The sequence below is a fragment of the Pseudomonas bananamidigenes genome, assembly GCF_001679645.1.
Lineage (GTDB): Bacteria > Pseudomonadota > Gammaproteobacteria > Pseudomonadales > Pseudomonadaceae > Aquipseudomonas > Aquipseudomonas bananamidigenes.
The window spans coordinates 12,454-35,192 of record NZ_LRUN01000037.1; the positions used below are offsets into that span (position 1 = coordinate 12,454).

The window sequence follows — 22,739 nt, forward strand, 5'->3', positions numbered from 1 at the left end:
GGGCTAGAAAATAGGTGCATCCATGCAGATTTCGGTAAATGAGTTCCTGACACCCCGCCATATTGATGTGCAGGTTGTCAGTCCAACCCGCGCCAAGATCACTCTCGAGCCTCTCGAGCGTGGTTTCGGCCACACCCTGGGCAACGCGCTGCGCCGCATCCTGTTGTCCTCAATGCCCGGCTGCGCAGTAGTCGAGGCCGAGATTGACGGTGTGCTCCACGAGTACAGCGCCATCGAAGGTGTACAGGAAGACGTAATTGAAATCCTGTTGAACCTTAAAGGTCTGGCTATCAAGCTGCACGGCCGTGACGAAGTTACGCTGACCTTGTCGAAGAAGGGTTCGGGGGTGGTTACCGCTGCCGATATTCAGCTGGATCATGATGTCGAGATCGTTAATCCCGATCACGTAATCGCTAACCTGGCGTCTAACGGCGCCCTGAACATGAAGCTCACCGTAGCTCGTGGTCGTGGTTATGAACCAGCCGACTCGCGTCAGAGCGATGAAGACGAAAGCCGCAGCATCGGTCGCTTGCAGCTTGACTCTTCGTTCAGCCCGGTTCGCCGTATCGCATACGTGGTGGAAAACGCCCGTGTGGAACAGCGTACCAACCTGGACAAGCTGGTTATTGATCTGGAAACCAACGGTACTCTGGATCCTGAAGAGGCTATCCGTCGTGCTGCAACCATCCTGCAACAGCAGTTGGCTGCGTTCGTGGACCTCAAAGGTGACAGTGAGCCAGTGGTTGTCGAGCAGGAAGACGAGATCGATCCGATCCTGCTTCGCCCGGTTGACGATCTGGAACTGACTGTACGTTCGGCTAACTGCCTTAAGGCGGAAAACATCTACTACATCGGCGACCTGATTCAGCGTACCGAAGTAGAGCTGTTGAAGACTCCGAACCTGGGCAAGAAATCCTTGACTGAAATCAAGGACGTTCTGGCCTCCCGCGGTCTGTCCCTCGGCATGCGCCTCGACAACTGGCCGCCTGCAAGTCTTAAGAAGGACGACAAGGCGACTGCCTGATCGTCGTAATCACCGAACGTAGTGTTTGGTAAGGAATGAACCATGCGTCATCGTAAAAGTGGTCGCCACCTGAGCCGCACCAGCTCGCACCGCAAGGCCATGTTCCAAAACATGGCTGTGTCGCTGTTCGAGCACGAGCTGATCAAAACTACTCTGCCAAAAGCCAAAGAACTGCGCCGCGTTGCCGAGCCGCTGATCACTCTGGCCAAGACAGACAGCGTTGCTAACCGTCGTCTGGCTTTCGACCGTACTCGTTCGAAAGCTATCGTTGGTAAGCTCTTCAACGACCTGGGCAAGCGTTACGCTACCCGTGAGGGTGGCTACCTGCGCATCCTCAAGTGCGGTTTCCGCGCTGGCGACAACGCGCCTATGGCGTATGTCGAACTGGTTGATCGTGCTGTCGGCGGTGAAGCTGTATCCGCTGAGTAAGACGTCAGTCTGAAACAAAAAACCGGGCCCAGTGCCCGGTTTTTTGTGTCTGTAAGAAATGCGCCGTTCGTACAAGCTTCTACCCTGTTGAGGTCTGCACTATATGCCGGGGTTGATCGTTAGTAATTTTCTATTGATAGTCATGAGTTAATGAATTTGTGACTGTCATAGTGATGATCGATACTCCCAACAAGCCGATTAGCCGGCAGTTCAAGACTGACAGAGGAAGAAGATCGCATGAGCCAGAACAAGACGCTTACGACTGCCAGCGGCGCGCCTGTCGCCGACAACCAGAACTCCCGTTCCGCCGGGCCGCGTGGTCCATTGCTGCTCGATGATTTTCACTTGATCGAGAAGCTTGCCCACTTCAACCGGGAGAACATTCCGGAGCGCCGTGTTCACGCCAAAGGCTCGGGCGCCTACGGTACTTTCACCGTTACACGCGATATCACGCAGTACACCAGCGCCAAGCTGTTTTCTGCTGTAGGCAAGCAGACACCGACTTTCCTGCGTTTCTCTACGGTGGGTGGTGAACGCGGATCGGCTGACACCGAGCGTGATCCTCGTGGATTCGCTCTGAAGTTCTATACCGAAGAAGGTAACTGGGACATCGTTGGTAACAACACTCCGGTGTTCTTTATTCGTGATCCACTGAAATTCCCCGACTTTATCCACACCCAGAAGCGTCTGCCGCAAAGCAACCTGAAAAGTGCGCAGATGATGTGGGATTTCTGGTCGCACTCACCCGAAGCGCTGCACCAGGTCACCATCCTGTTTTCTGATCGCGGCATTCCGGACGGCTACCGCCATATGCATGGTTTCGGCAGTCATACTTACAGCCTGATCAACGCACAAGGTGAGCGTCATTGGGTGAAGTGGCACTACAAGACCATGCAGGGAATCAAGAATCTCGCCCCGGCTGAGGCGGCACGCCTGGCAGGCACAGATCCAGACTACGCACAACGTGACCTGTTCGAGGCCATCGAGCGCGGTGATTTTCCGAAATGGAGCGTGTGCATCCAGATCATGACCGAAGCCCAGGCCGCGGCGCATTACGAGAACCCGTTTGACGTGACCAAAACCTGGTCGCAGAAGGAGTTCCCGTTGATCGAAGTCGGTGAGCTTGAGTTGAATCGCAATCCGCTGAATTACTTTGCTGAAGTCGAGCAAGCCGCGTTCGGCCCAAGCAACATGGTGCCAGGCGTAGGCCTTTCGCCGGATCGCATGCTGCAAGGTCGAGTGTTCGCTTATGCCGATGCGCATCGCTACCGTGTAGGCACCAATCACCAGCAACTGCCGGTGAACGCTCCGCGCAGTCCGGTGAATACCTACCAGCGCGATGGCTCGATGGCATTCGGCAGTAACGGCGGTGCGACCCCCAATTACGAGCCGAACAGTTACGTGGAGTCGCCGAAACAGGCGCCGCACTACGCCGAACCCGCACTGGCCTTGAACGGTGCTGCTGATCGCTACGATCACCGGGAAGACACCGATTACTACAGCCATGCCGGTGCACTGTTCCGTTTGATGAGCGAAGAGCAGAAAGCTCTGCTGGTCAGCAATATCGCGGGTGCGATGGCAGGTGTTTCGAGTGACGTGGTAGACCGTCAGTTGCAGCATTTCCACAAGGCCGACCCGGCGTATGGAGAAGCGATCGCAAAGCTGCTCAACGTACAGCTTAACGAAGTCTAAACGAGAAGCAGAACCGCCCTCATTAGGGCGGTTTTTGCGTTATTTAACCTGCTTTTCTCAGAATATCTTCGCTTTTATTGCGCGAAGTAAGTGACCTTGCAGCCAGGTTGGTTCAAACTACAGACTTTCAAGAAGGGAGATGTAGGGCGATGCAAGGCCACCCAGACGTTATCGATTACCTCAACACGTTGCTGACCGGCGAACTGGCTGCGCGTGACCAATATTTCGTTCACTCGCGGATGTATGAGGACTGGGGATTCACCAAGCTCTACGAACGAATCAACCACGAGATGGAAGAAGAAGCCGGTCATGCTGACGCTTTGATGCGCCGCATTCTGATGCTCGAAGGCACGCCGCGCATGCGCCCGGATGATCTGGATGTCGGCACCACGGTGGAAACCATGCTCGAAGCGGATCTGCGCCTGGAGTACAAGGTGCGTGCCGCACTGTGCAAAGGCATCGAGCTGTGCGAGAAGCACGGCGACTACGTAAGCCGCGATATCCTCAAGCTTCAGTTGCACGACACTGAAGAAGATCACACCTACTGGCTGGAAAAGCAGTTGGGCCTGATCAAGCTGATCGGTATCCAGAACTATCTGCAATCCCACACCTCCTGATTGCAGCTGCTACAAAAAAGCCCCTGTCACTGATGAAGTGACAGGGGCTTTTTCATGCCCGTCAATCAGGCTCTATCGCGGATCAGCAGCGGCTTGAGGTAATGGCCGGTATGAGATTGCTTCATCTCGGCCACTTCCTCCGGCGTACCGGTAGCAATGATCTGCCCGCCTTTCGAGCCACCCTCCGGGCCGAGATCGACCAGCCAGTCGGCGGTCTTGATCACGTCGAGGTTATGTTCGATCACGACCACGGTGTTGCCGTGGTCGCGCAGGCGATGCAGCACATCGAGCAGTTGCTGGATATCCGCGAAGTGCAGGCCGGTGGTCGGCTCATCGAGGATGTACAGGGTCTTGCCGGTGTCGCGCTTGGACAGCTCGCGAGACAACTTGACCCGCTGGGCCTCACCACCGGACAGCGTCGTGGCCGACTGCCCGAGCTTGATGTACGACAGACCCACATCCATCAGCGTCTGCAGCTTGCGCGCCAGCGCCGGCACCGCGTCGAAGAACTCCCGCGCTTCCTCGATCGTCATCTCGAGGGTTTCGTGGATGCTCTTGCCCTTGTATTTGATTTCCAGGGTTTCGCGGTTGTAGCGCTTGCTCTTGCACACGTCGCACGGCACGTAGATGTCCGGCAGGAAGTGCATTTCCACCTTGATCAGGCCATCGCCCTGGCAGGCCTCGCAACGACCGCCCTTGACGTTGAACGAGAAGCGCCCCGGGCCATAACCACGGGAGCGGGACTCGGGCACGCCGGCGAACAGTTCGCGGATCGGCGTAAACAGGCCCGTATAGGTCGCCGGGTTGGAGCGTGGTGTGCGCCCGATCGGGCTCTGGTCGATATCGACAACCTTGTCCAGATGCTCCAGACCCTTGATGCTGTCGTGGGCCGCAGCTTCCAGGGTGGTCGCACCGTTGAGTGCCGTGGCGCTCAGGGGGAACAGCGTGTTGTTGATCAGCGTCGACTTGCCCGAGCCGGAAACGCCGGTCACGCAGGTCAGCAGGCCGATCGGAATCTCCAGATCGACGTTGCGCAGGTTGTTGCCACGAGCGCCCTTGAGCGAGAGCACCTGCTTCTTGTTGCGTGGTGTGCGTTTGGCCGGCACTTCGATCTTGACCCGGCCCGACAGGTATTTGCCGGTCAGCGAATCCGGGTGCGCCATGACTTCGTCCGGCGTGCCTTCGGCGACGATCTGTCCGCCATGAACCCCGGCACCCGGCCCGATATCCACGACGTAGTCGGCCAGACGGATCGCGTCCTCATCGTGCTCGACCACGATCACCGTGTTACCGATGTCGCGCAGATGCTTCAGGGTGCCGAGCAGGCGGTCGTTGTCGCGCTGGTGCAGGCCGATGGACGGCTCATCGAGGATGTACAGAACCCCGACCAGTCCGGCGCCGATCTGACTGGCCAGACGAATCCGCTGGGCTTCGCCGCCGGACAGGGTATCGGCGCTGCGATCCAGCGACAGGTAGTCCAGCCCCACGTTGACCAGGAACTGCAGGCGCTCGCGGATTTCCTTGAGAATCTTGTCGGCGATTTCGCCCCGGCGGCCGGTCATTTTCAGCTCGCCGAAGTAGTCGCAGGCGTCGCCAATCGGCAGGTTGGTCACCGCCGGCAGCGTTTTCTCGCCAACCCACACGTGTCGCGCTTCGCGTCGCAGGCGGGTACCGCGGCAGTCCGGGCAGGACTGGGTGCTGAGGAACTTCGCCAGTTCTTCGCGCACGCTCGCCGATTCGGTTTCACGGTAACGGCGCTCAAGGTTGGGCACGATGCCTTCGAACGGGTGCGAGCGCTTGACGATGTCGCCGCGATCATTGAGGTACTTGAAATCGACGTTCTGCGAACCGCTGCCGTGCAGGATGTACTTCTGCTGGTCGGCCTTCAGCTCGTTGAAAGGTTTTTCCAGGCTGAACCCGTAGTGTGCAGCCAGCGAGCCAAGCATCTGGAAGTAGTAGACGTTGCGCCGGTCCCAGCCGCGTATCGCGCCTTCGGCCAGGGTCAGTTCGCCGTTGACCAGGCGTTTGATGTCGAAGAACTGTTTCACCCCCAGGCCATCGCAGGTCGGGCAGGCGCGGCCGGGTTGTTGAAGGAAAACAGTTTGGGTTCCAGCTCGCTGATCGCGTGGCCGCAGATCGGGCAGGCGAAGCGCGCGGAAAAGATCATTTCTTCGCCCGGCTCGTCGTCCATCGGCGCCACCAGGGCGATGCCGTCCGCCAGCTTCAGGGCGGTCTCGAAGGACTCGGCCAGACGCTGCTGCAGATCGGCGCGAACCTTGAAGCGGTCGACTACCACCTCGATCGTGTGCTTCTTCTGTTTGTCGAGCTTCGGCAGTTCGTCTAGCTCGCAGAGCCGACCGTTGACCCGTGCCCGGACGAAACCCTGGGCGCGCAGCTCTTCGAACACCGACAGATGTTCGCCCTTGCGTTCGCGGATCACCGGTGCGAGCAGCATCAGCTTGCTGCCTTCCGGCTGGGCCAGCACCAGGTCGACCATCTGGCTGACGGTCTGGGCTTCCAGCGGGATGTCGTGATCGGGGCAGCGCGGTGTACCGACGCGTGCATACAGCAGGCGCAGGTAGTCGTAGATTTCGGTGATGGTGCCGACCGTGGAGCGCGGGTTGTGCGAGGTCGACTTCTGTTCGATGGAAATGGCGGGTGACAGACCTTCGATGGTGTCGACGTCGGGTTTTTCCATCATCGACAGGAACTGCCGGGCATAGGCCGACAGGGATTCGACATAGCGGCGCTGACCTTCGGCGTACAGCGTGTCGAAAGCCAGGGACGACTTGCCGGATCCGGACAGGCCGGTGATGACGATCAGTTTGTCCCGTGGCAGGGTCAGGTCGATGTTCTTCAGGTTGTGGGTACGGGCCCCACGTATCAGGATCTTGTCCAAAGTGGCCTCGCTCGGCGGGCTTCGAAAACACAGGAGTATACGGCCAAATACTGGATGGATGCACACTATCGAATGAAGGGTTTTCTCCTTGCATGAAGAGAATTTCATCTGTACGTGGCAAAGCGTCGCGATATACCCCGTCTTTCGATGGGACTGGTAGAATCGCCGCCGGTTCACACGAGGTTTTTCCATGCACGATCCCCACAGCGAACGCATGAGTGGCAGCGAGACCCGCGCGGCGAGCGGTCTGGCCCTGGTGTTCGCCTTCCGTATGCTTGGCATGTTCATGGTGCTGCCGGTACTGGCGACCTATGGCATGGATCTGGCTGGCGCGACCCCGGCCCTCATCGGGCTGGCGATTGGCGCCTACGGCCTGACCCAGGCGATTTTCCAGATCCCGTTCGGAATCATTTCCGACCGTATCGGCCGCCGTCCGGTGATTTTCCTGGGGCTGATCGTCTTCGCCCTCGGCAGTGTGCTGGCGGCCCAGGCGGATTCGATCTGGGGCGTTATCGCCGGTCGCATCCTGCAGGGCGCCGGGGCGATTTCCGCGGCGGTCATGGCCCTGCTTTCCGACTTGACCCGCGAACAGCACCGCACCAAAGCGATGGCGATGATCGGCATGACCATCGGCCTTTCGTTCGCCGTGGCCATGGTGGTCGGCCCGCTGCTGACTCGCGCCTTCGGTCTTTCCGGTCTGTTCCTGGCCACTGGCGGCATGGCGCTGGTGGGTATCGTGATCGTGCAGTTCATGGTGCCGAAATCCACCGGGCCGCTGAGTCATCGCGAGTCCGGCGTTGCGCGTCAGGCATTGATGCCCACGCTCAGGCACCCGGACCTGCTGCGTCTGGATCTGGGCATTTTTGTGTTACATGCGATGTTGATGTCGAGCTTCGTCGCACTGCCTCTGGCGCTGGTGGAAAAGGCCGGGCTGCCCAAGGAACAGCACTGGTGGGTCTACCTCACAGCCTTGCTGATCTCTTTCTTCGCCATGATCCCGTTCATCATCTACGGCGAGAAGAAACGCAAAATGAAACGAGTTTTGCTCGGCGCCGTCATGACGCTGATGCTCACTGAGCTATTCTTCTGGCAGTTCGGTGACAGCCTGCGGGCTCTGGTGATCGGCACGGTGGTGTTCTTCACCGCGTTCAATCTGCTGGAAGCTTCGCTGCCGTCGCTGATCAGCAAGGTTTCACCGGCAGGCGGAAAGGGCACGGCCATGGGCGTGTATTCCACCAGCCAGTTCCTCGGTTCTGCACTCGGCGGGATTCTCGGTGGCTGGATGTTCCAGCATGGCGGTCTGTCGGTTGTGTTCCTCGGATGTGCCGGGCTGGCTGCCATCTGGCTGGCCTTTGCTGTTACCATGCGCGAACCACCCTACGTGACGAGCCTGCGCTTGCCGTTGTCGCCCGAGGCGATCCGCGAAGCGGGTCTGGTCGAGCGCCTCAGGGCCCTCGTGGGGGTAACGGATGCAGTGATAGTCGCCGATGAAGCGGCTGTTTACATCAAACTGGATAAAGAATTAGTGGATCGCGACACCCTCGAACGCCTGGTGAACAACCCGGCCGAGGCTGCTTGCGAAGCCTAGGAGAACGTTATGGCCCGTGGGGTTAACAAAGTCATATTGGTCGGCACTTGCGGCCAGGATCCCGAAGTTCGCTACTTGCCTAACGGTAACGCCGTGACCAACCTGAGTCTGGCAACCAGCGAACAGTGGACCGACAAGCAGACCGGTCAGAAGGTCGAGAAGACCGAATGGCACCGCGTATCGATGTTCGGCAAGGTTGCCGAAATCGCCGGCGAATACCTGCGCAAGGGTTCGCAGGTTTACATCGAAGGCAAACTGCAGACCCGCGAGTGGGAAAAGGACGGCATCAAGCGTTACACCACCGAAATCGTGGTCGACATGCAAGGCACCATGCAACTGCTGGGCGGCCGTCCACAACAGGGCGACCAACAAGGCGGTGGCAACAACTATCAGCAGCAGGCGCCACGCCAGCAGGCTCCACGTCCGCAGCAGTCGGCACCGCAACAGCGTCCGGCTCCTCAACAGGCCGCACCGCAACCGGCTCCGGATTTCGACAGCTTCGATGACGACATTCCGTTCTGATTCGCTGCTGCATCCGCTTTGAACAAAAAGGCCCGTCGCTGAACACGACGGGCCTTTTTCATGGGCGCAGGTTTTTCAGTCGAGAATCAGATGCGGCAGGAACCGGCTCGAATCCTTGGTGATCAGGCTGTTGTCCTCGCGCACGCCAATTCCCGCCGCCTGATCGCCGATGACCCATGACCCGATCAGCGTGTAGCTGTCATCGAACTTCGGCAGCGGCGCAAATTCCTGCAGGATGAAGGGCGCATCCGTGTAGGGACCATCCTCTTTGACGATCAGACCGTCGGCAGTTTGCAGCTCGATGTTGGCACCTTCCCGGGAGAAGTACGGTTTGCGTACCCAGCCTTTCGGCACAGCGCTTCCCGGATTCGGATCGAGATGCGCCGCCAGCAGATTCGGATGGCCCTTGTGCATTTCCCAGAGCAGGGGCAGGGCGCCCTTGTTCGAGAGAATGGCTTTCCACGCCGGTTCGAAAAACTGCGTATCGCAGTCGGCAATGGCGGCACCGAACGGCTCGTGGAAGATGAACTCCCAGGCATGCAGCTTGAACAGGTGCGGGATCCAGCGATCCTCGAGGTCAACGAAACGCCCTTCACTCGTCAGGCCGATGTCTTCGATATCGATGTGCCGGGATTCGATGCCGACTTTCTCCGCGATCAGTCGCAGGTAGTCTGTGGTGCCCTTGTCTTCGACGGAGCCTTTCATCGAGGCAAAGTAGAAAGGACGCTTGAGCTTCAACGCGGCAAAGGCTTCATGCAATCGTGTGTCGATGCTGTTGAACTGGTCGGCATGGCGCGGCAGCATCCCGCGCTCGATGCATTGCTCCAGCCAGCCCCACTGGAAGGCCGAGGCCTCGTAAAGGCTGGTAGGCGTGTCGTAGTTGAGTTCCAGCAGCTTCGCCGGGCCCTTGCCGCTGTAGGAGAAGTCCATGCGCCCGTACAGATGCGGATGACCTTCCAGCCAGGACGTTCGGATCATGTCGTAGTACGGCGCGGGGATGCTCAGGCGGTCGAGCAGTTCTTCGCTGTGCACGACCCGATCCACCAGATCCATGCACATCTCATGCAGTTCGGCAGTCGGATCTTCGAGATCGTTTTCGATCTGTGCGAGCGTGAACTGGTAGTACGCGCGCTCGTCCCAGTAGGGCTCGTCGTCGATGGTGTGGAACAGAAAGCCGAGGCTTTCGGCCGTCTGTTTCCAGTCGTGGCGCTCGGCGCAATGGATCTTCTTCATCAGCTGCTCGAACTGCCCCAGCCGCCCCAACCGCTGCGGGCGCTGGACTGGCTGCCGAAACCGCCACGGGACGTCGAAGACGCCACGTTGACCGGTTTGCTCCGGGAACTGGTGTAGTCCGAACTGCTGCTGGTGCGCGTCGATTCGATACGCCGGTTCAGCGTCGAAGTGTCGTACGTCTGACGGGCAGGGCGGTCGCGATACACCGTCCGCGTGTTGTTGCTCATGGCATTGCCGATCAACCATCCGGTGAGCCAGCCGTTACTCGACCCGCCACCGCTGGAGACGTGAGTCGTGCTCTGGGTCCGGACAGGTTCGGCATCGCCTGCCGGCATCTGCGCATTGGCAATCGCATCGAGGTTCTGGGCCGGCTCGGGATTTGGCGGCACCTTGAAACCACCGAGCTTCGGCACAAAACGCCCGTCCGAATTTTTCTGACACCAACCGGCGGCAAAGTCTGCGTCACACTTGCTTTTGTCGTCGTACGCCGGGGCGATGCGCCGGTGTTCGGCCAGCGCTGCAATGTAGGCATTCGAGCAGGCATCGGCTGCCACTTCGGCGTCGACGCACTGTTCCACGCTCTGGAAGGTGCGCTGTTGTGCCTCGGCGGCCGCTTCACCGGAAATCGCCAGGGCCACCGAGGCGGCCAGTGACAGTTGAACGTACTTGCTTCGTTTCATCTCAGGCTTCCTGCCGATCAGTAGGACGGAGTCATGCATGCGGCGTTGAGCATGCCGACGCTGATCGCCACCGCCGCCACATAGATGCCGGCGGCGACCTCACCGTTGGCGATGCGTCGGGAGGTGCCCTTGAGCACCAGCCCGGTGGCCAGGAAGGCCAGCAGTTGCACCACGGCAGCGATCACGGCCCAGAGGACGAAATCGAGGACGTTGATCGAGTGAGCGATGATGTTGCTCGCCGGGATCGCGAAACCGATGATCGCACCCGACAGGGCGATGGCCGCCGCGTTGTTGCCGGCGCGAATCAGTTCGAACTCCTTGTGCGGCGTGATGCGCGTGTAGACGAACTGAAACAGCATGAACAGCAGTACGGCGCCGATCAGATAGGCGACGAAGCCCACCAGCGCGGCCTTGTTCAGGGAAACGGACAGCACTTCCAGCATGAGGAACTTCCTTTTAAATGGTGCTCAGATCGGTGGTGTACAGCGAGATGCCCAGCGATGTGCTCAGGCTGACGGTGCCTTCTTCGTCCTGTTCGACGGAGAACAGCAGCAGTTCGCGGCGGTCGGTCAGGCCGGTTTCCCGGGCGTACAGCATCGAATGGTGCTCGATGGTGTAGGACTCGTCGGGATTGATCACCTGCTCGGTGAGCGGGACCAGTTCGGTCTGACCGCGTTCGGTGCCCCATTCGCGGGTAAAGGTGACACCCTCATGGGTATAGGCCGGCAGACCGATCAGGCTGTTCGGGCCCGCCAGGCGCTGCAGCTCGGCATCACTGTTGACCGTGATGTAGCTGAGGTAATTGAACAGCGTCACCGACTCGACCTGATCCTCGCCGGTGACGTGAACCTGCAGCCAGAAATCTTCGTTGTCCAGGTAGTAACGATGCAGCTTGTTCGACTGACCGAGATCGATCCAGCCGGCGCTCCAGATGGCCTGGGCATCGGGAACCCTTACCGAGGTGCTGCCGTCGAGCAGCAGGCCGAGCGTCGAATCGAAGCGGATCGCCTTGCCCTGCGCCAGCCCCAGCGGGCCGCCGGCCGCCTCGCGTACGGGGGCCGGGCCGGTGCCGAGCAAGTTCTTTAACCATCCCATGGGTACATTCCTTGAAGCGGGTGGAGGTGTTCTTTGGCAAAACGCCGCTAGTGTACCGGCCTCGTGACGAACGAGCAGGCAAAAAAGAAGGGCACCGGGTGCCCTTCTTTTCCCTGTCGCCCTTACTGGGCCGACTTCTGCTTCAGGCGCTCGAGAATCGCGTTGGCGCTGCCTTCGTTCGGCGTGATGCCGGCTTCGCGCAGCTTGCGCTCCAGGTCGTTGCCGGTCGTGGCATCGGCCAGTTCGTCCTGAGCGTTCAGCTCGGCGGCGCGTTGTTTTTGCTTTTCCTGCAAACGGTTCAGGGTGCCGACCGCGGTTTCCAGTTTGCCATTGGCGCCGCCGCTGGCGATGGACGCACTGACCTGGGCCTTCTGCACGCTCTCACGGGCCTTGGCCATGTCCACTTGCTGACGCAGGCTCTTGATCCGCGCTTCGGCCTTGTTGATGTCCTTGCGCATGTTGTCGGCGTAGGTGCCGAACTCGTCGCTCTGGGCTTTCTCGGTGTTCAGGTCGTTGGTCAGGGTCGAAATCGCTTCGGCCACTTCCATGGCCAGGTCTTCACGACCGGCGTTCAGGGCAGAAACGGCCTTGGCTTCCAGATCCTTGATCTTGGCGTCGTACTCGCTCACGCGGTCGGCGGAGAGTTTGTGCTTGGCCATGATGGTGACCAGTTCGCGACGGGCACTGGACAAGGCACTGTCGGCGTCACGGATTTCCTGGTCGAGAATGCGCAGGGCCTGTTGATCGACGATCGCTTCGCCGACTTCACTGGCGCCGCCACGCAGTGCGGTGAACAACTTGCTCCAGATGGACTGAGTCATTGGATTTTCCCTGTTGATTACTTGAAGAAGTGTTCGAAGGCTTCGCTGGCGCGCTGCACGTTATCGACCAGGGTTTTCACCTCGGTGACCACGTTGGTCAGGCTCGAATCCGCGCTCAGTGCGCCGAACATGTTGTAGACGGTCTGCCCGTTGGGCATGGTCTCGATGCCGATCGACGACAGCGGGAACATTTCCCGGCTGCGCAACACAGCGTCGTTGAAGGCGCGCACGTCGGTGATCGAATCGATGTCCACCAGCACGGTATCGACGATGATCTGCTGACCGGCGATGGCGATGTGAATCGGCAGGCCGCCGAACTCGTTCATTTCCAGTTTGAGGCTGGGTTCGGCGCTCTGGATCAGGGACAGCGTGATCTCGTGCGATGCCACCTCGTCCAGCGCCTTGAAAGCGTTGTAGAGGCTATCGATGTTCCAGTTGTTGCCTGCGCTCATGTAATTCTCCGACATGAATGAGCCAGCCAGAATCGGTTGGCGTAGCTGTTGCTCCATTTGCTTGAGCAAGCTTCGGTTTTCGGGAAGCACCCAAGTTTCGTGTTTCACATAACCGGCGGCAGCCAGGCCCGCGCGCATCTGCTTCATGTAGAAGCTCGACGGCTTTTTCGCGGACGGTGTCGAGCGCACTCCCTTCGGGCTCTCCGATTTTGTTGCGGGGGAGTTGCTTTTCATGGCGATGACTCCGTTATGAACATCTCACGCGTGAGCCACACTACAGCCAATCCAAAGTGCCATCAATGACTCACGCGTGAGATTTTTTTCAGTGCACAAAAAAAGGCCCGCAACATGGCGGGCCTGTATGTTTACGAAGTTTCGTTACAAGGATTGGCGGCCGGCTGCGAGGAATTCGTCTGCCGAGACCACGCTGGCGTAGGCAAATGCCAGCGAAGACATGAACGCCGTATGCACCTGGGCCGCCGGCACGGTCAGGCCATTGAATTCCAGATCACGGGTGGCGCAGGCATCGTGGATCACCGTGACGGTGTAGCCCAGATCCGCCGCCGCACGGGCGACACCATCGATGCACATGTGGCTCATGCTGCCGACCACCACCAGTTCCTTGATGTCTTTCTCATCGAGGATCGATTGCAGTTCGGTTTCGCGGAACGCGTTGACGAAATGTTTGAGCACCACCGGTTCGTCGGCGCGGTTGAGCACCTTGGGGTGCAGCTTTGCGCCCTCGGAACCTGGAGCAAAAAACGCTGCGTCTGCAGTGGCGAACTCGTGGCGGATATGGATCACCGGTTTACCCGCTTCACGGAACGCGGCGATCAGTCGGGCGGCGTTGTCGGCGGCGGCATCGACGCCTGCCAGCGGCCACTTGCCCTGGGGGAAGTAGTCGTTCTGGATATCGACTACGATGAGTGCTTGCCTGGCCATGGGGGTGTCCTCGAAGTGTTGTTGAGAGTGGATTCAGTATTGGCGCGGAGCACGGTTTCGAGGATTGGCCGCACCGACAATAAGCAGGGGAAAACTGACAATGGGTGTTGAAAGGGCCGTTGCCGAGCTGGGCGTGCTGATTTATCCCGGTGCGCAGATGGCGGCGGTGCATGGTCTGACCGACCTGTTCGGCGTGGCCGAGCGGATCGCTGCCGAGCATCGGGCCGAGCAATTGCCGCGCCTGCGGGTGAGTCACTGGCAGGTCGGCTTCGATCACGCGCCGGTACGGATCCACGACAGCCATCCGGCAACCGATACGGGGTTGCTGGCGGTGTTGATCCCGCCTTCGATCGCCGGGTTCAGCGCAGAGCAGGCAACACCGCAACTGCTGCAATGGCTGCGCGAGCAACACGCCCGGGGCGCGACGCTGGGCGGGGTTTGCGTGGGTTCGTGGCTGCTGGCCGAAAGCGGCCTGCTCGACGGGCGCAGCGCCACCACTCACTGGACCTCGGCCAAGGCCTTTGCCGAGCGTTATCCGCAGATCAGGCTCAAGGCTGACACACCGGTTGTCGATGACGGCGACCTGATCACCACCGCCGGGCTGATGGCCTGGTCGGAACTGGGGCTGCGACTGGTCGATCGTTTGCTGGGGCCGAGCATCGCCAGCGCCACCGCGCGGTTTCTGGTGATGGACCACAGCGACAGCGCCAGTGCCTGCGGCAGCAACTTCGCGCCGATCCTCGGCCATGGCGATGCGTCGATTCTCAAGGTCCAGCACTGGCTGCAGAGCACCGGTGCGACCGATGTATCGCTTGGGGCGATGGCCGAACGCTCGGGCCTGGAAGAGCGCACATTCCTGCGCCGGTTCCGTGCCGCGACCGGGCTGAAACCCACCGAGTACTGTCAGCACCTGCGGGTCGGCAAGGCCCGGGAAATGCTCGAGTTCACCAACGGTACCATCGATCACATTGCGTGGACGGTGGGTTATCAGGATCCGGGAGCCTTTCGCGCCATCTTCAAGAAAATCACCGGGCTCACACCAAGTGATTATCGCAACCGGTTCGGCGTGTCCCCGCCGACGGCGCTGGCGAAATAGCACCGGTCGGTCGTGCAAAATGCCGGGGCCATGGCCCCGGTCGTGCAGATTGAAACGGGCGGGGTGCCAGTACTAAATGGCTAATGCACTGATTCCCGTGAATTTTCCCGCGACGCTGATTTGGCCTGATCTCTGCACCCTCTGACCTACATTCACCGAGCCGCTGGAAGGGGGACGCATGACCCCGACACCTCGCAAAAAATTAGTCGTCGCCCACTCCGTACGTCCCGACGCGCCGCAACACGAAGTGCAGACCAACAGGGCACTGGCCCGTTGGCTGGCGCAGATTCTCGGGCTGAAATTCGGCGGCAGCTACGACGCGCAACAACACCGTGGTCGCGATTTGTATCTGCTGCCGACCCAGACCATTGTCGGCGCAGCCAGCGCCCATGCACTGGGCATCAAGGGTCCCGACGATCTGTGGGGCGGCTTCGTCGAGCACGATTTCATCTGCACCAAAGCCATCAGTCATGGTTTGCGCAGCCATCTGGCCCATGCGCCGCAAGGCTGGTCGCCGCTGTTTTCCGAACGCACGCGCAATGTCGTGCTCGACGGGCTCAGTGTGTTCGCGCTGGAAGATGCACGGCCCGCCGCAGAACATCTTCTCTACAGCGGGCCGATCCGTCTCAAGCCGGTTCACGCCTGTGCCGGGCGCGGCCAGGAAGTGATCGATAGTCTCGATGGGTTCGACGAAATCCTCGTTCGCCCTGATGCCGCAAAGCTCTTCGCTGAAGGTGTGGTGCTCGAACAGGATCTGAGCCGGGTGGTCACCCACAGCGTCGGCCAGTCGTTCATCGGCGACCGGGTGCTCAGTTACTGCGGTGATCAATACTTGACCGAAGACGCCCACGGCGAAGAGGTCTATGGCGGTTCGAACCTGCTGGTGGTGCAGGGCGGCTATGACGATTTGCTGAAACTGGATCTGCCGGACGATGTGCGGTTGGCGATTGAACAGGCGCAGGTGTTCGACAGTGCGGCGAATGAGGCCTATCCACGTTTCTACGCTTCGCGACGCAACTACGACATCGCTCAGGGGCTGGACAGCAATGGCCGATCGCGCAGCGGCGTGCTCGAACAATCCTGGCGCATGGGTGGCGCCAGCAGTGCCGAAGTGGCGGCGTTGCAGAGTTTCGTCAACGACCCTGCGATGCGCGGGATCCGCGTCTCGTCAGTGGAAACCTATAGCGACCGGGCACTGCCGGCGGATGCCATCGAGGTCTATCGCGGCCCGGCCGAGAACAGCGACTTTCTCCTCAAATACGTAACGGTCCAATCCTATGACGGCTAGAAGCGAAAGCATTCAGATCGACATTGATGACGAGCAGATGAGCGGGACCTTTCTCAGTCCCAGATCGAAAGTCCCCGGCGTGTTGTTCGTGCACGGTTGGGGCGGCAGCCAGGAGCGGGATCTGGAGCGGGCCAGAGGCATCGCCGGTCTGGGTTGCGTGTGTCTGACGTTCGACCTGCGCGGGCACACCGGCGGCACCGGCATCCCGTTGAGCCGGGTAACCCGTGAAGACAATCTGCGTGACCTGCTGGCGGCCTACGACCGACTGCTCGCGCACCCGGCGCTGGACACCTCGGCCATCGCGGTGGTCGGCACCAGCTACGGCGGCTATCTCGCCTCGATCCTCACCTCGCTGCGTCCGGTGCGCTGGCTGGCGCTGCGGGTGCCGGCGCTGTATCGCGACGAACAATGGCACACGCCCAAGCGCGATCTGGACAAGGCCGACCTGCGCGATTATCGCGGCACCCTGGTGCGGGCCGACAGCAACCGGGCACTGCATGCCTGCTCGCAATTCACCGGCGACGTGCTGCTGGTGCAATCGGAAACCGACGACTATGTGCCTCACGCGACGATCATGAGCTATCGCGCCGCGTGCCAGCAGACCCACTCGCTGACCCACCGGATCATCGACGGCGCCGACCATGCCCTGAGCGATCCGACGTCGCAGCAGGCCTACACCTCGATCCTCGTCGACTGGATCACCGAGATGGTGGTGGGTGAGCGGTTGAGCATCATTCAGTCGCGCTGATCACGGTTTGGGTTTCTTTTCGATCCGCAGCGCCTTGGCCTTGGCCTCCACCACCAGGTACATCACCACGGTGATCAACAGCGGCAGCAGAAAATAGATCGCCCGATAGGCCAGCAAACCGGCCACCAGGCTGCCGCGTGAAGCCTCGTGTTGCAGCAGGGCGACGAACACGGCTTCGAGCACCCCAAGCCCCGCCGGAATGTGGGTGATGACCCCGGCAATCGCACTGATCAGCAGTACGCCGAGCACCAGCGGATAGTCGAGTTTGCCAGGCAGCAAAGTGAAAATCACCGCGGCCATCAGCGACCAGTTCAGCGCACCGAGCAGCAGTTGCAGAACGGCCATGCGCAGCGACGGCAGGTTGATTTCCACCCCGCGGATCGACCATTCGCGTCGTCGGGAATACCGGCACGCAAGCAGATAACCGGCACTCAGCAACAGCAACAGCACGCCGATGCCCTGCAACGCTTCGCTGCTGACTTTCCAGCCCGGCGGCATGCTGACCAGTCCGCTGCTGAACACCGCTCCGGCAATGGTCATGTAGCCGAACCAGTTGGTGGCCAGGCTCAGTCCGAGGATCTTGGCGATATTGCTTTTGCTCACCCCGAGCCGCGAATACAGGCGATAGCGCATGGCGACTCCGCCGACCCACGCGCTCAGGTTGAGGTTGAACGCGTAACTGATGATGCCCACCGGCAGGATCTGTTTCCAGGTCAGGTTCTGGCGGATGTAGGTTCGACCGATCAGGTCGAAACTGGCGTACACCAGAAAGCTCAGCAGCGTCAGGCTGGCGGCGACGAGCAGCGTGCGCACCTTGAAGTCGGCGAGGGTTTGCAGCACTTCAGCCCATTCGATGCGGGTGGCGAACAGCGTCAACAAGACGATCAGTGCAAGAAAAAACAGCAGCGTCAGCGGACGCTTCCAGCGGCTCCAGCGAGAGCTGGTCGAGGTCGGCGAGTGCGTCGCGGCATGCGCATCGGAACGGCTCATGATGGATCGCTCCCGCGCTTGCCAATGAAGGGTTTCAACCGGGGTTTATGCGCGGGCAACCAACCGGCCATGGCCGGGAAATGGCGCAAAAAGTGAAACACCAGAAAACCCACGGTCATGTGCCAGATGCGTCCACGCGGGGCCTTTTCCGGATCCATGGCCTTGCAGTGGTTCTGGCTGAGGTCTTCGAGTCGCTCGAACAGCGTCTGATTGAAGGCCCGGTCGCGGATCAGCACGTTGGCCTCGAGGTTCAGCGACAGGCTCAGCGGATCGAGATTGCTCGAGCCGACGGTACTCCAATCTTCATCCACCAAAGCGACTTTGCCGTGCAGCGGTCGCTGGCAATATTCGTGAATCTGCACCCCGGCCTTCAGCAGGTAGTCGTAGGTCATGCGCGCAGCGAGCTTGGCCACCAGCATGTCCGGCTGGCCCTGCAGGATCAGTCGCACGTCGACACCGCGCCGGGCCGCGTTACGCATCTCGCGCAGCAAGCGATAACCGGGAAAGAAATAGGCGTTGGCGATCACCACCCGGCGTTTCGCCCGACGCAACACCTGCAAGTAAACGTCTTCGATATCGGTGTGATGTTGGTCGTTGTCGCGAAACACGAGGCGCACCTGACCGTCATGTTCGGTGAACGCCATTTCTGCCCGTCGCTGGCGCCGGCGCTGCCACCAGAAGCGCGCCCGGCCGGGGCGACCGCTTTGCAGCAGGGCGAAATGGTGAATATCGGTCACCGCCGGGCCCTGGATTTCCACCGCGTAATCCTGCTTCGCCTCGGGGCCGAAATCGGCCAGGTGATCACCGGAAAAATTGATCCCGCCGATGAACGCGATCAGCCCGTCGACCACCACGATCTTGCGGTGCAGGCGACGGAACCAGTTGGTGCGAAAACCAAGGTGTTTCGGTGCCGGGTCGAAGATCTGCAAATGCACGCCGGCATCGCTCAGCGCCGCCAGATAACCGGTGCTCAGTTCACCGCAGCCGAAGCCGTCGAGACTGACCGTGGTGCGCACGCCACGTCGGGCGGCATCGATCAGGATCTGCTGCAGTTCCTTGCCCACCTTGTCTTCGAAAACGATAAAGGTTTCCAGGAGGATTTCGCTCTTGGCCCCACGCATCGCGTCGAAGACTCGCGGGAAGTATTCCTCGCCGTTTTCCAGCAGCTCCACGCGGTTGCTACCCTGCCAGCCATAATCGACCTCGACGTGACCGGGCTCGCGGATCGGCGGGTTGATGGTGATCGTTTCGGCGGCGGTTTTTTCCAGCGGCGCGCTGCTCATAGTTCGATCTCCACGGACAGCGGTACATGATCGGACAGGTGTGACCAAGGCCTGTTGGCAAGGACCCTGGGCTGGCGGGCCTTGAGGTTGCGCACGTAGATGCGGTCCAGCCGCAGCGCCGGCCAGCGCGCCGGAAAACTGCGCGCCGGTCTGCCCAGATGTTCGGCAAACACTTCGCGCAGTCCGCAAGGCGCAAGCAGCGCATCGGCGCGCTGGCGCCAGTCGTTGAAGTCGCCGGCGACAATGACCGGCACGTCGTCGGGCAGCTCGGCCAGACGTTTGCCCAGCAGTCTCAGCTGGGCGTTGCGATGGCTTTCCCGCAGGCCCAGGTGCACACAGATCGCATGCAGTTCGCGATCGTCTCCCGGCAGGCGCAGGACGCAGTGCAACAGGCCGCGGTTTTCGTGGCCGCTGATCGAGACGTCGAGGTTGTCGTGGCGCACGATCTGGAATTTCGACAACAGCGCATTGCCGTGATCGCCATCGGGGTATACCGCGTTGCGGCCATAGGCGAACTGTGGCCACAGGCTGTCGGCGAGGAACTCGTACTGCGGCATGGCCGGCCAGTTGTCATAGCGCTTGGGATGGTGTTCGTGGGTGCCGTGCACTTCCTGCAAAAACACCACGTCGGCGGACACGCTGCGCACCGCTTCGCGCAATTCCGGAAGAATGAAACGCCGGTTCAGTGCGGTGAAACCCTTGTGGGTGTTGACCGTCAGCACCGTGAAGCGACGTACCGTGGTGATGACGGCGGCCTGTTCATCGGTGACGCCAATCGGCTCGGGAATGCTCATGCCAGCACTCCTTCGGCAACCGGTTCGCCGGGAGCCGTGACAAGGTCCTTGTCGAGGTCGAATCGATGCAGCAGGCTGCGCGCATCGAAAGGTGCGCGGACTTTGACGTCGTTGTCGAAGTAGCAGAAGACTTCCCGTGACTTGCGCGCCCGGGGCTTCAGGCGTGGGGCGATCAAGTGGGCGTCACGGGGTTGCCGACCGTGCTGCCAGGCGTCGATGCGTTCGGCCCAGCGTTTGATGGCCGTCTCGGTGTAGCCGCTGGCGTAGAGTTCTTCGGCTCCGTGCAGACGCAGGTAGACGAAATCGCTGGTGAGATCCTCGCGATACGGCCACTTGCCGGCGGTGTCGGCGATCACCAGCGCCGTGTTGTAGCGCTTGAGCAAGCGGACGAAGTCCGGATCGATGAAGCTGTCGTTACGGATTTCCACGGCGTGCCGCAGAGGTTTCTTGCCGTAGGCCTTCAGGCTGGCATGGCCGTGCAGATGAGCGTCGTGCTGGCGGGCGAGTGCAGCGGCCGCCTGGGTGTCGTGAGGGAGTTGCGTGAGGAAGTGTTCGAAAAGAGCCGGATCGAATTTGAAGCTGGGCGGAAACTGCCAGAGTATCGGGCCGAGCTTTTCCTTCAGTTCGAGCACCCCGGAAGCAAAGAAATTCGCCAGGGGCTTTTCGATATCGCGCAAGCGGCGGATATGGGTGATGAAGCGCGGCGCCTTGACGCTGAACACAAAGTCGTCAGGCGTCTCGGCGTACCACTGGGCGTAGCGTTCCGGCCGTTGCAGGGCGTAGAACGATCCGTTGATTTCGATGCTGTTGACCGCCCGGGAGGCGAACTGCAGTTCGCGCTTCTGTGCCAGCCCCCGCGGGTAGAATTCGCCACGCCACGGGGCATAGCGCCAGCCCGAAATCCCGATATGAATCGCCGTCATGCCGTCCTCCCGTCGAAAGTCCTCGTGCAGCCTCTGTCTGGTGATGACTGTGGGCGGTTCGGGAAAGTTTCGACGGGACTACGGACGGTATGTGGGAGCGAGCCTGCTCGCGATAGCGGAGTGTCAGGCACATCAATTTTGAATGTGCTGCCGCAATCGCGAGCAGGCTCGCTCCCACAGGGGTATTTCTGGATCAGTGGCCGGTGATGACTCGCGCCGAGCCGCCAGCAGGTTCGGCATGGACCGGGCCCAGACGGTCGAGGCGACCGCTCAACGCTGTCAGCGCCCATGCCACCAGCACTACCAGCCCGCCGATCCACGCGGTATGGATCAGTCCGATGTGCGCGACGATCAGCCCGCCACCCCAGGCACCGCCGGCAATGCCGAGATTGAACGCGGCAATGTTCAGCCCCGAAGCCACATCCACCGCCTGCGGCGTGTGATGTTCAGCCTGACGCACCACGTAAACCTGCAAGCCCGGCACATTGCCGAAAGCGACGGCGCCCCAGACCAGTACGGTGACCAGTGCCAGCCACGGATTGGCGGCGGTGAAGGTGAGGATGAACAGCACGGCGGCGAGCAGGGCGAAGATGATTTTCAGAGCGCTGATCGGCCCGCGCTTGTCCGCCAGTTTGCCGCCCCAGATATTGCCGACGGCCACCGACACGCCATACACCAGCAGCACCAGGCTGACCGCGCCGGCACTGAAGCCTGAGAGGTCCTGAAGAATCGGTGCCAGGAAGGTGAACGCAATGAACGAGCCGCCGTAACCGATAGCGGTCATGGCGTACACCAGCAGCAGGCGTGGCTGCTTGAGCACCTGCAGCTGTTGCAGCAACGATGCCGGTTTGCTGTGGGCGATGTTTTTCGGCACGTACAGCAAGCTGCCGATGAACGCGATGACACCCAGCGCCGACACGGCAAGGAAGGTTTCACGCCAGCCGAAATGCTGGCCGATGAAGGTGCCCAGCGGAACCCCGGTGACCAGCGCCACGGTCAGGCCGGTGAACATGATCGCAATCGCGCTGGCGGCTTTTTCCTTGGGCACCAGGCTGGTGGCGATGGTCGAGCCGATGGAGAAGAACACGCCGTGGGCCAGACCGGTGACGATCCGTGCCAGCACCAGCGATTCGTAACTCGGCGCGAGCCAGGCCAGCAAGTTGCCGAGGGTGAACAGCACCATCAGCGACAACAGCAGCAGTTTGCGCGGGACTTTGCCGGTGAGCGCGGTCAGTACCGGTGCACCGATGGCCACACCGAGGGCGTAGAGGCTGACCAGCAGGCCGGCGGACGGCAGACTGACGCCGAGATCGGCGCCGATGGTGGGAAGCAGGCCAACGATGACGAACTCGGTCGTTCCGATGGCGAATGCGCTGAGAGTCAGCGCGAGCAAGGCAATGGGCATGACGGCACTCCGGTAAGGGGATTGAATGGAGCGCAGTGTCGGGGTTTGGCAGGGGCTGAAAAATACAGGGATGGGCATTTGATATTTGACCTGGGCGCAAAGATCAAAAGCGCCCCCTCACCCTAACCCTCTCCCCGAGGGAGAGGGGACTGATCGATGTGCCCTTTTAAGTTACGCCGACGTGATACACCGAGCCGTACTCAAGTATTGGAGCAACA

Annotated in this window: 21 protein-coding genes and 1 pseudogene; 9 read left to right on the forward strand and 13 right to left on the reverse strand. The window is 60.6% G+C overall.

Features of this window, described 5'->3' with window-relative positions; translation table 11 throughout:
* The first annotated feature begins 22 nt into the window (after positions 1-22).
* From BBF94_RS13555 to bfr, 4 genes are all read left to right on the forward strand, one after another.
* Positions 23-1,024 carry a DNA-directed RNA polymerase subunit alpha gene (locus BBF94_RS13555; RefSeq protein WP_003186012.1) on the forward strand — a complete coding sequence of 334 codons (1,002 nt, stop codon included), beginning with the start codon at positions 23-25 and terminating at the stop codon, positions 1,022-1,024.
* Positions 1,025-1,066: 42 nt separating this feature from the next.
* Positions 1,067-1,453 carry a 50S ribosomal protein L17 gene (gene rplQ / locus BBF94_RS13560; protein WP_007955635.1) on the forward strand — a complete coding sequence of 129 codons (387 nt, stop codon included), beginning with the start codon at positions 1,067-1,069 and terminating at the stop codon, positions 1,451-1,453.
* A 237-nt stretch (positions 1,454-1,690) separates the two neighbouring features.
* Positions 1,691-3,145: a catalase gene (locus tag BBF94_RS13565; protein ID WP_065259513.1), complete on the forward strand. Its 1,455-nt coding sequence runs from the start codon at positions 1,691-1,693 to the stop codon at positions 3,143-3,145.
* A 149-nt stretch (positions 3,146-3,294) separates the two neighbouring features.
* The gene (gene bfr / locus BBF94_RS13570; protein WP_065259514.1) at positions 3,295-3,762 is read left to right on the forward strand and encodes a bacterioferritin; all 468 of its coding nucleotides are present in this window, start codon (positions 3,295-3,297) and stop codon (positions 3,760-3,762) included.
* Between the two features lie 65 nt (positions 3,763-3,827).
* On the opposite strand, the pseudogene uvrA reads toward bfr, so the two are convergent.
* A pseudogene (gene uvrA / locus BBF94_RS13575) lies at positions 3,828-6,661 on the reverse strand (excinuclease ABC subunit UvrA).
* A 190-nt stretch (positions 6,662-6,851) separates the two neighbouring features.
* On the opposite strand from uvrA, the gene BBF94_RS13580 reads away from it, so the two are divergent.
* Both BBF94_RS13580 and BBF94_RS13585 read left to right on the forward strand, forming a co-directional pair.
* Entirely contained in the window at positions 6,852-8,249 is a 1,398-nt protein-coding gene (locus BBF94_RS13580) for an MFS transporter (protein ID WP_065259515.1), read from the forward strand.
* A gap of 9 nt (positions 8,250-8,258) precedes the next feature.
* Positions 8,259-8,771: a single-stranded DNA-binding protein gene (locus tag BBF94_RS13585; RefSeq protein ID WP_065259516.1), complete on the forward strand. Its 513-nt coding sequence runs from the start codon at positions 8,259-8,261 to the stop codon at positions 8,769-8,771.
* A 75-nt stretch (positions 8,772-8,846) separates the two neighbouring features.
* Here the strand turns inward: BBF94_RS13585 and BBF94_RS13590 are convergent, their stop codons facing one another.
* The 7 genes from BBF94_RS13590 to BBF94_RS13620 all read right to left on the reverse strand — a co-directional run bounded on the left by BBF94_RS13590 (position 8,847) and on the right by BBF94_RS13620 (position 13,994).
* Positions 8,847-10,004 carry a glutathionylspermidine synthase family protein gene (locus BBF94_RS13590; RefSeq protein WP_065259517.1) on the reverse strand — a complete coding sequence of 386 codons (1,158 nt, stop codon included), beginning with the start codon at positions 10,002-10,004 and terminating at the stop codon, positions 8,847-8,849.
* Positions 10,004-10,684 (reverse strand): DUF1190 domain-containing protein, encoded by a 681-nt coding sequence (locus BBF94_RS13595; RefSeq protein ID WP_065259518.1) that lies wholly within the window; start codon positions 10,682-10,684, stop codon positions 10,004-10,006. The genes BBF94_RS13590 and BBF94_RS13595 overlap by 1 nt, the downstream gene beginning before the upstream one ends.
* 17 nt (positions 10,685-10,701) lie before the next feature.
* On the reverse strand, positions 10,702-11,127 hold the full coding sequence (locus BBF94_RS13600) for a DUF350 domain-containing protein (protein WP_065259519.1): 426 nt from the start codon (positions 11,125-11,127) through the stop codon (positions 10,702-10,704).
* Positions 11,128-11,140: 13 nt separating this feature from the next.
* A complete protein-coding gene (locus BBF94_RS13605; RefSeq protein ID WP_065259520.1) occupies positions 11,141-11,779 on the reverse strand; it encodes a DUF2491 family protein in 639 nt (212 codons plus the stop codon).
* 122 nt (positions 11,780-11,901) lie between these two features.
* Positions 11,902-12,600, reverse strand: a complete 699-nt coding sequence (locus BBF94_RS13610) for a PspA/IM30 family protein (RefSeq protein WP_065259521.1) — start codon at positions 12,598-12,600, stop codon at positions 11,902-11,904.
* Between the two features lie 17 nt (positions 12,601-12,617).
* Positions 12,618-13,286 carry a YjfI family protein gene (locus BBF94_RS13615; protein ID WP_065259522.1) on the reverse strand — a complete coding sequence of 223 codons (669 nt, stop codon included), beginning with the start codon at positions 13,284-13,286 and terminating at the stop codon, positions 12,618-12,620.
* A 144-nt stretch (positions 13,287-13,430) separates the two neighbouring features.
* Entirely contained in the window at positions 13,431-13,994 is a 564-nt protein-coding gene (locus BBF94_RS13620) for a cysteine hydrolase family protein (RefSeq protein ID WP_065259523.1), read from the reverse strand.
* 100 nt (positions 13,995-14,094) lie between these two features.
* Here BBF94_RS13620 and BBF94_RS13625 point away from each other — a divergent pair, with 100 nt between their 5' ends.
* The 3 genes from BBF94_RS13625 (at position 14,095) to BBF94_RS13635 (ending at position 17,126) form a co-directional block, all read left to right on the forward strand.
* Positions 14,095-15,090, forward strand: a complete 996-nt coding sequence (locus BBF94_RS13625) for a GlxA family transcriptional regulator (RefSeq protein ID WP_065259524.1) — start codon at positions 14,095-14,097, stop codon at positions 15,088-15,090.
* A gap of 178 nt (positions 15,091-15,268) precedes the next feature.
* Positions 15,269-16,378: a DUF3182 family protein gene (locus BBF94_RS13630; protein WP_065259525.1), complete on the forward strand. Its 1,110-nt coding sequence runs from the start codon at positions 15,269-15,271 to the stop codon at positions 16,376-16,378.
* A complete protein-coding gene (locus BBF94_RS13635) occupies positions 16,368-17,126 on the forward strand; it encodes an alpha/beta hydrolase family protein (RefSeq protein WP_065259526.1) in 759 nt (252 codons plus the stop codon). Before BBF94_RS13630 ends, BBF94_RS13635 begins: the two co-directional genes overlap by 11 nt.
* Here the strand turns inward: BBF94_RS13635 and BBF94_RS13640 are convergent, their stop codons facing one another.
* From BBF94_RS13640 to BBF94_RS13660, 5 genes are all read right to left on the reverse strand, one after another.
* Entirely contained in the window at positions 17,127-18,116 is a 990-nt protein-coding gene (locus BBF94_RS13640; protein WP_065259527.1) for a lysylphosphatidylglycerol synthase domain-containing protein, read from the reverse strand. It abuts the gene before it with no gap.
* Entirely contained in the window at positions 18,113-19,399 is a 1,287-nt protein-coding gene (gene clsB / locus BBF94_RS13645) for a cardiolipin synthase ClsB (RefSeq protein ID WP_065259528.1), read from the reverse strand. Before clsB ends, BBF94_RS13640 begins: the two co-directional genes overlap by 4 nt.
* A complete protein-coding gene (locus tag BBF94_RS13650; protein ID WP_065259529.1) occupies positions 19,396-20,193 on the reverse strand; it encodes an endonuclease/exonuclease/phosphatase family protein in 798 nt (265 codons plus the stop codon). The genes clsB and BBF94_RS13650 overlap by 4 nt, the downstream gene beginning before the upstream one ends.
* Positions 20,190-21,116, reverse strand: a complete 927-nt coding sequence (locus tag BBF94_RS13655) for a DUF72 domain-containing protein (protein WP_065259530.1) — start codon at positions 21,114-21,116, stop codon at positions 20,190-20,192. The genes BBF94_RS13650 and BBF94_RS13655 overlap by 4 nt, the downstream gene beginning before the upstream one ends.
* 193 nt (positions 21,117-21,309) lie before the next feature.
* Entirely contained in the window at positions 21,310-22,521 is a 1,212-nt protein-coding gene (locus BBF94_RS13660) for an MFS transporter (protein ID WP_065259531.1), read from the reverse strand.
* Between the last annotated feature and the right edge of the window lie 218 nt (positions 22,522-22,739).

Bases quoted from the DNA above. Each gene is read 5' to 3' on its own strand.
- BBF94_RS13615 (WP_065259522.1), bottom strand. From the start codon at position 13,286: ATGAAAAGCAACTCCCCCGCAACAAAATCGGAGAGCCCGAAGGGAGTG.
- BBF94_RS13595 (WP_065259518.1), bottom strand. From the start codon at position 10,684: ATGAAACGAAGCAAGTACGTTCAACTGTCACTGGCCGCCTCGGTGGCC.
- BBF94_RS13565 (WP_065259513.1), top strand. From the start codon at position 1,691: ATGAGCCAGAACAAGACGCTTACGACTGCCAGCGGCGCGCCTGTCGCC.
- BBF94_RS13640 (WP_065259527.1), bottom strand. From the start codon at position 18,116: ATGAGCCGTTCCGATGCGCATGCCGCGACGCACTCGCCGACCTCGACC.
- BBF94_RS13600 (WP_065259519.1), bottom strand. From the start codon at position 11,127: ATGCTGGAAGTGCTGTCCGTTTCCCTGAACAAGGCCGCGCTGGTGGGC.
- BBF94_RS13585 (WP_065259516.1), top strand. From the start codon at position 8,259: ATGGCCCGTGGGGTTAACAAAGTCATATTGGTCGGCACTTGCGGCCAG.
- BBF94_RS13635 (WP_065259526.1), top strand. From the start codon at position 16,368: ATGACGGCTAGAAGCGAAAGCATTCAGATCGACATTGATGACGAGCAG.
- rplQ (WP_007955635.1), top strand. From the start codon at position 1,067: ATGCGTCATCGTAAAAGTGGTCGCCACCTGAGCCGCACCAGCTCGCAC.
- BBF94_RS13630 (WP_065259525.1), top strand. From the start codon at position 15,269: ATGACCCCGACACCTCGCAAAAAATTAGTCGTCGCCCACTCCGTACGT.
- BBF94_RS13660 (WP_065259531.1), bottom strand. From the start codon at position 22,521: ATGCCCATTGCCTTGCTCGCGCTGACTCTCAGCGCATTCGCCATCGGA.
- BBF94_RS13590 (WP_065259517.1), bottom strand. From the start codon at position 10,004: ATGAAGAAGATCCATTGCGCCGAGCGCCACGACTGGAAACAGACGGCC.
- BBF94_RS13655 (WP_065259530.1), bottom strand. From the start codon at position 21,116: ATGACGGCGATTCATATCGGGATTTCGGGCTGGCGCTATGCCCCGTGG.
- BBF94_RS13620 (WP_065259523.1), bottom strand. From the start codon at position 13,994: ATGGCCAGGCAAGCACTCATCGTAGTCGATATCCAGAACGACTACTTC.
- BBF94_RS13580 (WP_065259515.1), top strand. From the start codon at position 6,852: ATGCACGATCCCCACAGCGAACGCATGAGTGGCAGCGAGACCCGCGCG.
- bfr (WP_065259514.1), top strand. From the start codon at position 3,295: ATGCAAGGCCACCCAGACGTTATCGATTACCTCAACACGTTGCTGACC.
- BBF94_RS13650 (WP_065259529.1), bottom strand. From the start codon at position 20,193: ATGAGCATTCCCGAGCCGATTGGCGTCACCGATGAACAGGCCGCCGTC.
- BBF94_RS13625 (WP_065259524.1), top strand. From the start codon at position 14,095: ATGGGTGTTGAAAGGGCCGTTGCCGAGCTGGGCGTGCTGATTTATCCC.
- clsB (WP_065259528.1), bottom strand. From the start codon at position 19,399: ATGAGCAGCGCGCCGCTGGAAAAAACCGCCGCCGAAACGATCACCATC.
- BBF94_RS13555 (WP_003186012.1), top strand. From the start codon at position 23: ATGCAGATTTCGGTAAATGAGTTCCTGACACCCCGCCATATTGATGTG.
- BBF94_RS13610 (WP_065259521.1), bottom strand. From the start codon at position 12,600: ATGACTCAGTCCATCTGGAGCAAGTTGTTCACCGCACTGCGTGGCGGC.
- BBF94_RS13605 (WP_065259520.1), bottom strand. From the start codon at position 11,779: ATGGGATGGTTAAAGAACTTGCTCGGCACCGGCCCGGCCCCCGTACGC.